Origin of the sequence: Haloarcula mannanilytica, assembly GCF_005406125.1 — an archaeon.
Classification (GTDB): domain Archaea; phylum Halobacteriota; class Halobacteria; order Halobacteriales; family Haloarculaceae; genus Haloarcula; species Haloarcula mannanilytica.
On sequence record NZ_BIXZ01000007.1, the window covers coordinates 1 to 14,421 of the forward strand.

Genomic DNA, 14,421 nt, shown 5'->3' on the forward strand with positions numbered 1-14,421 from the left:
GTTTAGCTAGATGCCGACACTCTTCAACGAAGTCGAGGATGTCGATTTCCATGACAGAGTCGATTTCCTCGGCTTCGTCCTTCTACTCCGCGATAACAGCTAATTAGATCGCTATTCAACAGAGCAGAACAACGGGGATCCATTGAGCCCAGTACCCTCCCGCTTCGAGAGAACGAAGGGGAACACTACGGGAGGCGTTCAAGTGAATCACTGGGCCAGACTCATCTACTGCGACAGTGGGGTCTTCAGTCAATAGCGAGCGACTGTCCACACGACGGGCACCGCTCATCGACAATCGTCACCTGTGTGTCACAGTCCGGACAGTACTCTCGGTAACAGGCCGGATCGCCCATGTCCAATTTTTCAGTAGAGGGAAATAAAACAGTTTGGCAGACAGTCGGAATTCAATTCAGAACATAAGCCCGTTTTCGCCGAATATCTTCGCACCCTGTCTCACCAGTTGGGAACCTGTGATATTGTTCATTTAGCAATGGCCATGGGTTCCGGACATGCAGAAACGCGCTGTCCAATGGAGTGATGGTCGGTGAAACTGTCACGGCGTGACTTCCTGACCGCGGCCGGCGCGGGGGCGGTCGGTGCGCTCGCCGAAGGCGCATGGGGCGCAACACAGTCCACGGAACCGATAACGAGCGTGGACAACCCGCTCAAGTCCTATCCGAACCGGGACTGGGAGCAGGTGTACCACGACATCTACGCGTACGACGAGGTGGACTGGACGGTGTGTCACCCCAACTGCACCCAGTCGTGTGCGCTGAACTTCTACATGAAAAACGGGGTGCCGATACGGGCCGAGCAGGTGTACCACAACGAGGAGCCCTCCGTCGGCCCGTCAGGCTACGAAGACGCCGGTGTCAGCCAGCACTGGAACCCCCGGGGCTGTATGAAGGGGCTCTCGCTGCACCGTCGCACCTTCGAGCCGTCCCGCATCAAGTATCCGATGGTCCGGAAGGGATGGGACCCCGAAGACCCCAACCCCGAGGGACGGGGCGAGGACGAGTTCGAACGGGTGTCCTGGGAGGAGGCCATCGACCTCATCGCCGAGAAGATGGCGAGTCTGGAGGACAACAAGCGGTTCCACATCTTCAACGCCATCAAGGCGGACGGCCTGTTCACCCGCCACGGGTCGGGCCGTCGACTCGCATCTGTCTTCGGCGGCTGTGAGTGGACCGAGTACGACTGGTATGCCGACCTGCCGCCGGGCCACGTCATCACGACGGGCTATCAGACCTCCGACGCCGACGCCGCCGCCTGGCGGAAAGCCGACTACACCATCATCCAGGGAAAGAACCTCATCCACAACAAGCTCGCGGACAACCACTTCCTGCAGGAGACCCGCGAGCGCGGCGGCAAGATGGTCGGCGTCTATCCCGACTACTCGCCGACAGTTCAGAAGTGTGACCGGTGGCTCCCAGTCCGTCCCGGCAGTGACCCGGCGTTTGCGCTCGGGATGGCGCACGTCATCATCAACGAGGGCCTGTACGACCCCGAGTTCATGCGGAAGTTCACGAGCCTTCCCCTACTGATCCGGGCGGACACCGGCAAGTACCTGCGGGCACACGAGGTGTTCGAGGATCACGAGGAGCCCCCGGAGGACCTCGACACCCAGCACGAGCACAACGACTGGGGCGATTTCGTCGTGCTGGACGAGAACGGCGAGCCAGTGCCGATGACCCGCGAGGAGGTCGGCGAGGAGATGCCGACCACGCCGCAGCTAGATGTCGACACTGATGTCGCACTGGTCGACGGTTCGACAGTCACCGTCCAGAGCGACTTCGCCCGCCAGCGGGACAACATCATCGAGAACTACGACCCGGAGACGGTCGAGGAAATCACGACGATTCCGGCGGACAAGCTCGCCCAGACGGCCCGCGAGTTCGCCGACGCCGAGAAGGGGCAGTGGTTCACCGGTGAGGGTATCAACCACTGGTTCCACTCTAACGACGCACTCCAGCGGGCCGTGTTCCTCGTCCAGGCGATGCTTGGCAACATCGGCGACGCCGGCCAGGGGTACTACAACTACTCCGGCCAGTACAAGATCGAACTGCTGGACGGCTACCCGCATTACGTCAACCCCGACGGCCACTCGGCCCACGGGATGTATCCGGGCTACGCCTTCGCCTTCTTCGGCGGCGAGAAGCTCGACCCCCACGAGGTTCGGGGCGACTTCGACCGCGAGCTGGACCTCGTGGCCCAGGGTGACGCCGAGGAACCGGTGATGCCGAAAAACGCCGGCTCGTACACGATGTCCAAGCCGTCGGTCCTGTGGACGATGAACTGCAACCTCCTGAACCAGACCAAACATCAGGAGCACGTCATCGAGAACTTCGTCAAGCATCCCGACACCGAGAATGACCTGTTCATCGTCTCGGACATGCACATGACCTACTCCGCCCGGCACGCCGACATCGTGCTCCCGGTGCCGTCCTGGCTGGAGTGTGAGTATCCCGACATCACCGTCGGGCCGGAGAACCCCTTCGTCCAGATGGACCACGGCGTGATGGAACCCATCTACGACACCAAACAGGACGGGGAGGCCGTCGCGATGGTCGCCGAGAAACTGGACGAGAAGATTCCGCCCGAGGAGCGCAACGTCGACTCCTACCGGGCGTACTTCGAGGAGTTCCTGGAGGAAGACGGCGACGTGACCAACTACATCCAGGAGACGTTCGACCGCGGGATGACGACCCAGAGCATCGATGTCGATGACTTAGAAGACGGCCCGGAACGGCTGGATCTGAAGACCTATCCGCGGATTCCGTTCTACTCGCAGGTCCACGAGGACCGGCCCTTCTACACGAAGACCGGTCGGATGGAGTTCCACAAGGAGGAGGACCGCTTCATCGAACTCGACCGGGACGACATCGACCACGTCGAGAGCGTCGAGGGGACCCCCTACGGCGTGAACAAGAAGTGGGAGGAGGCCAAGGACGAGGAGAACCCCCTCTATCACGACGAGGGCAACCAGTTCTACTACAACACCCCACACCCGAAGTACCGGACCCACTCCTCGTGGGGGATGACCGACTGGAACCTCATCTGGGCCTCGCGTGACTTCGGCAGCGTCAGCGGCGACCCGGAGGGAACCGACCGCCTCGTCGACGACTTCTCGTTCCCCACCGGCGACGGCGAGTCCGAAGATGTCGCCCCGCTCGGGGAGGCCTTCGTCGAGATGCACCCGAGCGACGCCGAGAACATTGACGTGGAAAACGGCGACTACGTCCGGATCACCGGCAAGCGCGGCGACCTCGTCGTCAGGGCAATGGTCAGCGAGCGCCAGCGCCCACGGTCGGCCGGCGACATGGGACAGCTGACGCTGTGGCACGGCTGGTGGCCCCAGCACTTCCCCGACGATGAGGCCGACGAGGACGGCGTCAAGGGGTACAACACGATCACGAACATCTGGCTTGACCCGCTGCAGGAGACCGACGACCTCGTCCACAAGGCGGTGTTCGGCGACCCGAACGTCTCCGATATCGTCGACGAGGACATCGCCTGGCACGGCGCGGAACTGGAACACGGCTACGAGGAGACGGTGTGGGCCCCGACGGGGACCAACCGGGACGACCTCGTGGATGTCGAGAAGTACGAGGAAGCGGACTGGTGGCCCGGCGACGCCCGCCGGGACGACCTCGTCGAGGACTACATCGGCGGGTCGCTACAGCCCAGCGGCAGCGGTAGCAGTACCGGAACATCGACCCCAGGAGGCGATGACTGATGGCACAAACGTACAACCCACAACTCGGCCGCGAGCACAGCTATCCCTACGAACACCGCGAAGAGGAGCGGGACTACCACTGGGGGATGGTCATCAACACGAACCGGTGTATCAACTGCAACACCTGCTCGTTTGCCTGTAAGTCCACCTGGACCAGCGGTGAGGGCGAGGAGTACATGTGGTGGATGAACGTCGAGACCGAACCCTACGGCGGCTACCCGATGGGCTGGGACATGCGGCTGCTCGATGACCTGGAAGCCGACCAGACCATCTTCGACGCCGCCGAGAACGGCGAGCAGGTCCGCGGATACATTGCCGAGAAGCAGGCCTGGGAGTACCCCGCGCTGGGCGACGACCAGGTCCACGGGGAGTACCCCGAAGGGGAGGTCGTCGAATCCGACCTCGAAAACGACGAGTACCACGACATCTGGCAGTTCTACCTCCCGCGGCTCTGTAACCACTGCAAGAACCCCGCCTGTCTGGCGGCCTGCCCGCGGAAGGCCATCTACAAGCGCGAGGAAGACGGCATCGTCCTGCTGGACCAGGAGCGGTGCCGGGGCTACCGCCGCTGTGTGAAGGCCTGTCCGTACCACAAGCCGATGTACAACCCCGAAACGGGCGTCACTGAGAAGCCCGTCGGCTGCTACCCCCGCATCGAGGAGGGGAACGTCCCGCGGTGTGTCTCCTCCTGTATCGGGAAGACGCGCCTACATGGCAACATCAACCGCGGGCCGGACGCCGGGCCGGCGGGGGGCAAATCCTCCGCTGCATCTGGCCGCTCGCCCATCAACTACCTCGTCCACTCCGACGAGAAGGTGGCCCTGCCGCTGTACCCGCAGTTCGGGACCCAGCCCCAGGTGTTCTACATGCCGCCCTACCACGTCCCGCCGGAGTTCCTGACCCAGATGTTCACGCCGAACACCGAGGTCAAGGAAAACGAGTGGCCGGGCGACACCTACGAGGAGTCGGTCCGCATCGTTCAGGAGCGGGCCCGCAACCCCAGCCACGAAGTGCTCGGAATTCTCCAGTTGTTCGGTGCGACGACGCGGCTCATCGAGACCTACAACGTCAAGGAGAACCGCGTGAAGGGCTGGGACCGCAACGGCGAGAAGGTCGTCGACGTGCCAATCGAGGAGCCCATGGAGGTCCGCGAGGGCGAACAGTGGACCAACCAGCCGTGAGGTGCGTACAATGAAGAACACGCCACAACACCACACACGACGCGCCGCGCTGTACGGGTTCGCCGCGACGGTCTTCCAGTACCCCGACGAGGCCGTCATCGCTGATTTGCAGGACGAGGCGGTACAGGACGCTGTCCGACAGGCCGGTGCTGCGCTCGACCTCGAAACGGAGGTCGACGCACTGCTTGACGCGCTTGACGGTGTCGACCGGGACGCGCTCGAACCGGCGTACAACCGGCTGTTCGGGCTGCCGGGCGACGGGGGGACCTATCCGGTCGTCCCCTACGAGGCCCACTACACCACCGGCGAGGAGGTCAACGAGAGCCAGCGCCGCATCGCCACGGTCGTCGGCCTACTGGAGGAGTTCGGCCTCGAAATCAGCGACGAGTTCGACGAACGGCACGACCACGTCACCGTGGAACTGGAACTGCTGCAGGTGCTCGCCGCACAGCGGGCGGTCGCCCTCGACGGCGGCGACGACGAGACGGCTGTTCGCCTCGCACGAGCGGGCGCGACGGTGCTGGACGAGCATCTCGGTGACTTCGTTCCCGCGTTCGCTCATGGGATCCGGGAGACCGTCAACGGCGACGGTACGTCCGACCGTGACCTGCCCGAAACGAGCGCCGTCTACGCCGCTGCCGCGGACCTGGCAGCGGCCCTCGTCGAGTTCGACGAAGCGATCCATCCCGACCCGGTCTCGCCCGGAACGGGGGTGAGAGCCGATGGTTGAACTGGACTACGAGGCGGCCCGCCGGGCGACGACGGCGACGGCGCTCGTCATGGCGCTGCTGGTCGCCGGCCAGATGGCCGTCGCCGCGGCCGTCACCGGCGGCCAGCAACCCATGGTCGCGACCGACGAAGTGCCACAGACCGCCGAGAGCGACCGCTGGTCAGAAGCGCCATCACGGACCGTCTCACTGTCGAAACAGCAGATGGCCGTCCCCTACGGCGGCGGGAGTATCGACGAGATGGATGTGCAGGCGCTGACCAACGACACCCACGTCGCCTTCCGGCTGACCTGGGAGGATCCGACGAACGACACGAACATCCGATCACCGCGGAACTACAGCGACGCGGCCGCCGTGATGCTCCACAGCGGCGAGAAGCCGCCGATTACGATGGGGGCCGGCGGTGACCCGGTCAACATCTGGTACTGGCGGTCCCAGTGGCAGTACGGGACCGACCAGGAAGCCGAGTGGAGCAACGACATGTACGCCTACCCGCACCCAGACGAAGAGACAAAGCCGGGACTCGCGGCCGGAAACCCGCTGTCACAGGATCAGTACGAGACGTACGGGCAGAACTACTACGCGGCCGGCTACGGGTCGCTGAGCAACGCGCCACAGCAGAACGTGGACGCACAGGCGACCCGCAACGGCGACGAGTGGTCCGTCGTCTTCGTCCGGGAACACACCGGCGAAGGCCAACACGACGCGACCTTTTCGCAGAACGAGACGATGTATCTGGCCTTCGCTGTCTGGAACGGCAGCGCGGACGAGGTCAACGGCAAGAAGTCACTGACGATGCAGTACAGCACGCTCGACACCGAATCCGGCGAGCTGGCGGCTGCAGAGAGCGGCGGTAGCGGGGACAGTTCGAGGTCAAGTAACACCGCCGGCGGCGACAGTGGTTCCAGTGGCAGCGACGGCGACGGCAGTTCCGGCGGCAGCGGCGGCGGGAACCCGCTGTTCACCTCGATCGGAACGCTCGTTGCGGCAACAGTCGCCGGCTGGACAGTCCTCTACTGGAGGCTGGCGTGATGAGCTACGAGAACTGGAGCGCACGCGGTCGGACGCCGGGCGAGACGGAGCCGGAGGTCCGTGACGCGCTCGATGCGTCACGAGTCCGAACCCGACAGGACGCCGCCATCGCGCTGGTGGATGCGGCCGAATCGGGCCTCGACAGGGCGACGATTGACGCGCTCGGAACACGCGCACTAGAAGACAGCGACCCCGAGGTGCGGCAATTTGCCGTCGAAGCGCTCGGTGTCGCCGGGGCCGAACCCGCCGTTGTCCGGCAGGCATTGGACGACCCCGAGCCGTGGGTCCGCGCCGAAGCCGTCGTTGCCCTCTCGCGGGTCGGCGGCGACCCCGACCAGCTGAAGGGGGCGCTTGACGACGATAGTGGTTGGGTTCGACGGAACACCGTCATCGCGCTGGGCAAGCGCGGCGATGCCGACCAGCCGCTGCTCGTCGACTGTATCAAGACCGACCCCCATCCGGCGGTCCGGGAGTACGCCGCGCAGTTCCTCGGCGGCGTCGCGGAGGACGTATCGGAGGCCGAACGCATCCTGGCCGCGATGCTGGCCCGGGAGCCAAACGCCTTCGCCCGGGCAAAAGCCGCCGAGAGCCTCGGCGAACTCGCGACCGGCCGAGCGGAGCAGGCGCTCGAAGCCCACGGCGTGACCGACCAGAGCGAGGACGTTGCCCGCGCGGCCAAGCAGGCGCTCGCAAGCGCCCGCGGGACCGACCCGGAGAACCTGGATGTCGAAATCGGGCCGCCGTCGGCCCCCGGAAGCGGACCGGACACGCCCGCCGAGCAGTCCGTCGACGGCTACGACCCCGCCGGTTCCTTTGGCTCCGCACGGTCTGGGAGCGGGTCGCCGGCCCCCGGCGGCGCGCCCGGATTCGACCCACGACGTGACCTGAACACCGACCCGGAGGACAGGACCTGACGATGCCATACGAACTCGACTCGACCGGCACGGCAGCGGCACAGGACGAAAACGAGTCAGAAAGCGACGATGGCGGCGACGCTGAGTCGTCGCTGGGCATGACCATCCCGGACGACCACGTCGGCGCGTTCGTCGCCGAGGCACTGGAAGACCCCGAGCGAGCGACCGCCTGGGACGACGTGGTTGATACGATGGTCGCACCCGCCGCGCGGGACGCCTGGGCGGCACTGAGCCCGGTGGAACAGGCCACCGAAGTACTCTCGAAGGCCGCCGAGTTCGACCGGCGGGCTATCGAGCACTTTGAGGCTGTCCCGCTGGACGGGGACCGAAGCGAGGCAGAAACGGACATCGACGAGGGGCTGCGGTGTCGGCGCAACGCCGACACGTTCCGGGACGGCGTCGCCGCCGCGTACGGCGACGGCCGGCTCGACGATGATGGCCTTGTCGACGCCCTGGAAGCCGCTACGTTCGACACCGAGGTCATCGCCGAGCGTGAGGACCTGCTAGAGCAGATGGACAGCGTGTTCGACATCGAATACAGCCCCTACGGCGGCACGCTGATGGATGATGACGACGGCCCCGAACCCGAGACCGAACACGGGGAGACGTGGTAACATGTCTGAACAGGAGACCGAACCCACGGAAGACGCGGTCAGAGAAGCGCTTCGAACTGTGTCCGCTCCCGACGGCGACGGGGACGTGATCGCTGCGGGGTTGGTGGCATCCGTGACCGTCGCCGACGGGACCGTCAGCGTGGAGACGGCGCTGTCGGGCATGGACCCCGCTACAGCCGACGCGCTCGCTGACCGGATGCGAGCGGCGGTACTCGAATGTAGTGGTGTCGAGCAGGTCCGGGTAAACACGGACGTGGCGGCGCCGGACCACGGCACCGTCGTGCCCGGCGTGGACCGCATCATCGTCGTCGCCAGCGCGAAGGGTGGCGTCGGCAAGACCACCGTTTCGACCCAGTTGGCGCGCGGTCTGGCCGCGTCGGGCGAGCGGGTCGGGCTGTTCGACGCCGACGTGTACGGCCCGAACACGCCGGAGTTGCTCGGTATCGAGGGGCCGCTGGATTCGACCGACGACGGCCGCGCGGAACCGATCGAGGTCGACGGCCTGCAGGTCGTCAGCGTGGGCCTGATCGCCAATGACGAACCGATGGCCTGGCGCGGCGCGATGGCTCACGAGGCCGTCGAGGAACTGCTGACCGACGCCGCCTGGGACGTTGATACGCTCGTACTGGACCTGCCACCGGGAACCGGCGATATCGTGTTGACGACGCTGCAGTCGTTCCCCGTCGACGGCGCGGTGTTCGTAACGACGCCGTTCCCGACTGCCGCCAGCGATACGGAGCGTTCGACGGCGCTGTTCCGGGAGGAAGGCATTCCGATACTCGGCGCGGTCGTCAATATGGCCGGGTTCACCTGTCCCACCTGTGGCGACGAGCACGCCCCCTTCGGCAGCGACCCCGACATCAGTACGGACGTGCTCGCGGAGCTGCCCATTGATGAATCGCTGCGCTCGACCGAGGGAGACGTTCCCGCAGCCTTCCGTGATTTAGGCGACGACGTACGCGAAGCCCTGCCCGACAATGAGACGGTCTCCGTACCGGAAACGGCACTTGACCTCCGCGGCGTCCCCGATCAGGCACGCATCGAGCAGGTCCGCGTCGAGTTCGATGCGCTCGCGCCTGGCGAGTCTCTCCATCTCCTGACGGACACCCGTCCAGGTGATGTCAGAGGGGTCCTCGAAGACCTCACTTCGGTACCGCTACGGGTGGCTACGGATCGGAAAGGGCCCGGTTTGTGGGCACTACAACTGTCCAAAGCCGACCCCGACGGAACCGAGGAAGTGACTTGCTAGGACCACGGTCGAGAGCCACATCGGTGAAAAGATCGTACCGCCCGTAAGTCTCAGTTGTATGCACTGAGGACGGCGATCTCACCTTCTGTCTGCGAGAAGAAGGGCCACAGGTTCGGCAAATGACAGCCGACAAACTAGTACGTGCGAGAGATGTCTAGATAGTAGTTACCGTTGAGACGACTGTTGATCGCTGAAAAATAGCGTATCCCAGTCGAAAAGGCATATCGCCTAGGTTGTGGGACGGAGACGCGCCTTTAGATCGATATCCCACTGGTGTACTCGTTCCCAGAGCAACACTGCGGGTGGGAGTGCAATCACCGCCGCAAGGAACGAATAGGTGACACTCATGCCAATCAGGACCCCGAAGTTGCCGAGAATCGGGGTAATGGCGAGTGCGAGCGCACCAGTTCCCAGCGCAGTTGTCAGCATACTGCCGAATAGTGCGCCACCGGTTCCTGTCAGCGTGATCATCATCGCCTTGTGGGCATCTGTCGTCGCGTCGTATTCGTCAATGAACCGATGTGTCGTATGCACTGAATAGGCGATTCCAACCCCGACTGAGATCGAAAGAATCGTCGCTGTCAGTGCATTCAGCGTGATATCCATATATCGCATCGTCCCGACCAAGAATGCAATCGCCACCAGTATCGGGAAGATGTTAACCACTCCCAGCAGCGGCTTCCGTTCCAGGATGCCGTAGATAATCACAAGGAATACAGCAGTCAGTGCGACTGCCATGACGAGCCCCTGAATTGCAGACTGGAAGATGCGATCCATCACCGCCGCAAGGACGACGACACTTCCCGTGGCTGTCGCGTCGAACCGGAGCCTGTCTGCTAGTTCAGCCCCGCCAGCCGTCACTTCCGTCTGTGTGGCATCGGAGTCAGTCTGATATTCGATCTTCGCGGACCGGTAATCCTCAGTGAGGTACCGTTCGGCCCGTTCACTCGCCGAAGACGCGAACAGTTCGTCGTAAATCTGTTCGAGATTCTGGTCGGGAATGCCGTTGTCGTTCTGGTCGTTTCGGTCGACCAAGGTAGCGAATTCTTCGTTTTCGTTCGCGTGCGATTTGATGACGGTGATGATGCTCTGTGCCTCTGCCTGCCCACCGGAGCCAACGGCGAGTGGGTCTGGCGGATTGTCGTTCGGAGCGGCGAGGGCTTCAAGAGCGTGGTCTTGCTTGAGGTTCCCCTCGACATATACTGTCACGGTACTACCCTGACTGCTCCCGAATTTATCGTCGAGCAAGTTGATCGTCGACGTTATTGTATACTCGCCTGGACTAAGCGACGCAGGCAACTCTGTGAGGTAGGCTGGAATCTCCTCGGGCGGCAGGAAATCCTCGTTCTCGAAGGAGGTGCCGACGCCCGACCCATACGCGCCCATGGCGCCGCCTGACAGGAGTAACCCGACGACGATCACCGTCGGAGCGTACTGGCTCACCTGTGCAGGAAACGCCAGTATTCGCCCGAGTGCGGAGTCCTCCGACGCAATCGGAGATGAGTTGAACTCCGGAACGCCCAGACGCGTCCGTACGTCGTCGCTCACCAACTTGGCCGCGGGTAAGAACACCCCAAAGAGGAGGAACGTGAAGAGAATCCCAACTGCTGACGCGATGCCCAGGTTCCGAATCGGATCGAGGGTCGAGATAACGTTCGCACCGAAGCCAAACACTGCGGTCACGGTCACAATAATGAACGCGACGATGAGCTGGCTGTTCGCTTCTCGCATCGCTTCGATCGCTGAGAACCCGCGCTCTGTCTCTTCTCGATAGCGATTGATGATGTGGATACCGAAGTCAACACCAACAGCAAGCAGTAACACCGGAACTGAGATCATCTGTTGGCTAAACGGAATCCGTGCGTATCCGAGGAAGCCGAACGTCCAGATAATCGTCATCACGAGCGTAATCAGTCCCAGCAGTACGTCGATGGGATCACGGTATGCGACAATCAGGAAGAACAGTAACAGTAGTATCACCACTGGCATCACAATCCCAAGCGAATCCGTCATCGACTGCCGTATCTCTGCTTCGGTCGTCCCCGACCCGAACGCACGAACATCGCCCGGCATATCGTCAGCAACCGTCTGCAGATCTGTCTGGACAGCGGTCACATCGTCGAAACTCTCGGGGAAGTCATGCGAGATTATCGTGATCGATGCAGACGCCGAGACGCTCGTGGGATTGAAATCGTTCGATACCGATCCGCTCAGTCGGGACTCTTCTTCGAGTTCGCGGACAGCCTGTCTGATATCAGACGGTGGCGCACGTTCGAGCGTCCGCCGATAGTCTTCCGGGGTTGACGCTGACGGGTTCAGCTGCCGCGCAATAGTTGGAGCCGGCCCATTAGCCGACTCCATCCGAAGGTCATCACGGTCCGAAATACGTTCGATAAGGCGTGCGTCACGGACAAGTGCTTCTTTGGTCAGCACATTGCTGTCCGTCCGAATGAGTTGGGTCGTGTCCTGTGTGTCCGACTGAAACGGACCCTGGAAATTCTCGGTGACTTGGTCTTCGGCTTCCTGTTCCGGGAGCCCCTCCGTGAACGAGTCAAGTCCGCCGGCACTCACTTGTATAGACCCTAATCCGCCAACAAAGACCCCCGTAACAAGGAGAAATACGACGATAACCGCTCGTGGCCGATCCACGATTGTCGTGTTGAGGCGTTCTGTCGCCGTTTCAACCGTCTCCGCAAGTGACATCAGTTGCGCCTCCAGTAGACGACTGCGACACCACCGACAATAACGACTCCCGCCCCTAGAATGAGCGGGAGAGGCAGCCCGCCGCCGCTCTGGGGAGCCGCATCGAGTGGCTTCCGTAACGTATCCGACAGATGGGTATTCCCACTACTGTCCGTATACCGGAAGTCGAACGAAATCGGATACGTGCTTCCCGCTGTCGCGGCGGCCGCCGCTGACACCTCGAAGTTCAATGTCGTGGACTCACCGGGCTCTAAGGACTCGATGTAGCTGGTGTCCGGGCCACTGGTGCTGAGTGGGTCATCGGCAAACAGCCGCGCCTCGATGTCGGAAACCGTCTCGTTGAGGTTGTTCGTCACTTCGACCGAGACGACCCGTGAGTTCCCCACGGTAATCGTTCGTTTTTCGAGCGCGAGGCCGAACTCGTCCTCACCAGCGGCAACGTCGGACTGGACAGACAGCGTATCGCTCGTCTGCTGGTCGCCGGTGTCGTCCTCGTAGCCGACAGTGAAGTCGAACTGGCGTGGCCCCGCACGGGCACTATCAGAGACATCAACGCCGAAATCCACGGTCGTCGACTCGCCGGATTCGAGAGTGCCGAGGGCGTACTGGGTTTCCTGCGGAGAGAGATTGGAGTGGTCGCTCTCCCAGTTGACCACGGCGTTTTCGACAGTCCGGGGGCTGTCATTGACGAGTGTGGCTTCGAGCGTGCCGTCCTGGCCCGCCTGCAACGTTCCGGACACGTCCGACAGCGAGAACTCCTGTTTCGGTGTGGTCTCGATACCCATCGAGAGAGAGTCGTCGGTACCCGTGTCGCCTTCGGGGTCGTCGTACTGGACCGACGCCGACAGCGCATATGAACGCACCTCGGCGTTCGAGTTTGCCGTCGCGTCGACGGTCACCGTTCGGACCTCGTCGGGGCGCCATTCCCCGACGAACTGCGAGGTGGAGCTGGCGTCGCCGAAGGTGATATCGCTGCTCTGTGAGGAGACCGACACTGTGGCGTCGTCAACGGTGACCGGCCCGTCATTGCGAAGCGTCAGTTCGTACTCGCCGGTGTTGCCGACGGCCACCGTACTGGAGGTGTTGACGACCGTGAACGACTGTTCGGGCGCGGGGGCGATGCCGACCGTACTGCTAACGGATTCCTCCCGGACGCCTTTGGAGTCATCAAACGCCACGGACAGGCCGAAGTTATATGGCTCAGGGTTGGCGTCGCTACCAGCGCCGACGCGGTACTGGAAGGTGCGGTTCTCGCCGGATTCCCACGTATCGACAAAGCGGGAACTTTGCTCGCTACCGCCGACAGTGAACTCGCTGTTCTGGCTGGTCAGCGTCACCGCGGCATTGGTTGCGGCGGTCTCACCCGTATTCTGGACGGTTAGTTCGACACCACCAGTCGATCCCACGCGAGCGTCGGAGTCGACGTTGATCACGTCGAACGTGGCGTCATCGCTGATATGGACGGTGACGTACTTTGTTCGGGAGACGCTCCCCTCATTACGGGTTCCCGAAGACTCGGCGACGAGGCTGTAGTAGTCGTACTCCAATTGCACGGGGATGCGATAGGTGCCGGCCTCGGCGCTGTCGTTGACGCTGATGTCAAACGACACCGTACGGGGCGACCCCGTGGCGAGGTCGCCAGTCTGCTGTCGGTTAGTGGTAATCGCCATGGGGGCATCGCCGGAACTAACATCGACACTCAGACCCCGGGCGGTCGTCACCTCGCTGTTGAGACTTGGGTTCGTAGATGACCCGGTGTCGAGGTCGCCGCTGTTCGAGAGTACAACGTCGAGTGTCGTCTCCTCGCCGGGGGCGACAGTGTGGTCGGCAAACGTAACCTCGATTTGGGGACTTCCGGTCACGGCGGCGACGGCAGTGCCACTCGCAACCGACACGACGATAGCAGCAAAGAGGATACTCCCAATACTGCTACGATTCATTGCGTCTCCCCTCGTGATAGCCGTGAGCGGGCTCGCAGCCCGCAGAGACAGCGTAATCGTAGTCGTTGTCTGGAAAGTGTGTGCTGGAACGGTTCTCGTATCACGAGAGAATGGAAGGAGAGTGAGGAATTAAACAGAGATGCAGATTTTCTACGCCAGAAAAACTGCTCTAGAGCCGGGTAGAGCGTTTGTTTGGCAGTCAAACACACACGCAGAATACTCTCGTGGAGAGATGCTGAGATGGCTCGTATTCTGAGTGAGCAAATAGTGTGAGTACATTTTCAGAGCCAGAAAATCAGCAATCATACCAAGCATGCCTGCGTG

At 62.7% G+C, this 14,421-nt stretch carries 9 protein-coding genes; 7 read left to right on the forward strand and 2 right to left on the reverse strand.

Annotation, left to right across the window (positions count from 1 at the left end; genetic code table 11):
• Positions 1-544 precede the first annotated feature (544 nt).
• From Harman_RS15960 to Harman_RS15990, 7 genes are read left to right on the forward strand one after another with little or no spacing between them, the layout of a single operon-like run.
• Complete coding sequence (locus tag Harman_RS15960; protein WP_137684783.1) at positions 545-3,736, forward strand: molybdopterin-containing oxidoreductase family protein; 3,192 nt, start codon at positions 545-547, stop codon at positions 3,734-3,736.
• A complete protein-coding gene (locus tag Harman_RS15965; protein WP_004594247.1) occupies positions 3,736-4,917 on the forward strand; it encodes a 4Fe-4S dicluster domain-containing protein in 1,182 nt (393 codons plus the stop codon). Before Harman_RS15960 ends, Harman_RS15965 begins: the two co-directional genes overlap by 1 nt.
• 10 nt (positions 4,918-4,927) lie before the next feature.
• Positions 4,928-5,647, forward strand: a complete 720-nt coding sequence (locus Harman_RS15970) for a TorD/DmsD family molecular chaperone (protein WP_137684784.1) — start codon at positions 4,928-4,930, stop codon at positions 5,645-5,647.
• Positions 5,640-6,677, forward strand: a complete 1,038-nt coding sequence (locus Harman_RS15975) for an ethylbenzene dehydrogenase-related protein (protein ID WP_137684785.1) — start codon at positions 5,640-5,642, stop codon at positions 6,675-6,677. The genes Harman_RS15970 and Harman_RS15975 overlap by 8 nt, the downstream gene beginning before the upstream one ends.
• Positions 6,677-7,591 carry a HEAT repeat domain-containing protein gene (locus Harman_RS15980; protein ID WP_137684786.1) on the forward strand — a complete coding sequence of 305 codons (915 nt, stop codon included), beginning with the start codon at positions 6,677-6,679 and terminating at the stop codon, positions 7,589-7,591. The genes Harman_RS15975 and Harman_RS15980 overlap by 1 nt, the downstream gene beginning before the upstream one ends.
• Before the next feature lie 2 nt (positions 7,592-7,593).
• On the forward strand, positions 7,594-8,205 hold the full coding sequence (locus tag Harman_RS15985; protein ID WP_137684787.1) for a hypothetical protein: 612 nt from the start codon (positions 7,594-7,596) through the stop codon (positions 8,203-8,205).
• A 1-nt stretch (position 8,206) separates the two neighbouring features.
• Positions 8,207-9,454: a P-loop NTPase gene (locus Harman_RS15990; RefSeq protein WP_137684788.1), complete on the forward strand. Its 1,248-nt coding sequence runs from the start codon at positions 8,207-8,209 to the stop codon at positions 9,452-9,454.
• Positions 9,455-9,682: 228 nt separating this feature from the next.
• On the opposite strand, the gene Harman_RS15995 is transcribed toward Harman_RS15990, so the two are convergent.
• Together Harman_RS15995 and Harman_RS16000 are read right to left on the reverse strand one after the other, a co-directional pair.
• A complete protein-coding gene (locus Harman_RS15995) occupies positions 9,683-12,157 on the reverse strand; it encodes an efflux RND transporter permease subunit (protein ID WP_137684789.1) in 2,475 nt (824 codons plus the stop codon).
• The gene (locus tag Harman_RS16000; RefSeq protein WP_137684790.1) at positions 12,157-14,097 is read right to left on the reverse strand and encodes a COG1361 S-layer family protein; all 1,941 of its coding nucleotides are present in this window, start codon (positions 14,095-14,097) and stop codon (positions 12,157-12,159) included. The genes Harman_RS15995 and Harman_RS16000 overlap by 1 nt, the downstream gene beginning before the upstream one ends.
• Between the last annotated feature and the right edge of the window lie 324 nt (positions 14,098-14,421).

Bases quoted from the DNA above. Each gene is read 5' to 3' on its own strand.
- Harman_RS15965 (WP_004594247.1), top strand. From the start codon at position 3,736: ATGGCACAAACGTACAACCCACAACTCGGCCGCGAGCACAGCTATCCC.
- Harman_RS15970 (WP_137684784.1), top strand. From the start codon at position 4,928: ATGAAGAACACGCCACAACACCACACACGACGCGCCGCGCTGTACGGG.
- Harman_RS15975 (WP_137684785.1), top strand. From the start codon at position 5,640: ATGGTTGAACTGGACTACGAGGCGGCCCGCCGGGCGACGACGGCGACG.
- Harman_RS15980 (WP_137684786.1), top strand. From the start codon at position 6,677: ATGAGCTACGAGAACTGGAGCGCACGCGGTCGGACGCCGGGCGAGACG.
- Harman_RS15985 (WP_137684787.1), top strand. From the start codon at position 7,594: ATGCCATACGAACTCGACTCGACCGGCACGGCAGCGGCACAGGACGAA.
- Harman_RS15990 (WP_137684788.1), top strand. From the start codon at position 8,207: ATGTCTGAACAGGAGACCGAACCCACGGAAGACGCGGTCAGAGAAGCG.
- Harman_RS15995 (WP_137684789.1), bottom strand. From the start codon at position 12,157: ATGTCACTTGCGGAGACGGTTGAAACGGCGACAGAACGCCTCAACACG.
- Harman_RS16000 (WP_137684790.1), bottom strand. From the start codon at position 14,097: ATGAATCGTAGCAGTATTGGGAGTATCCTCTTTGCTGCTATCGTCGTG.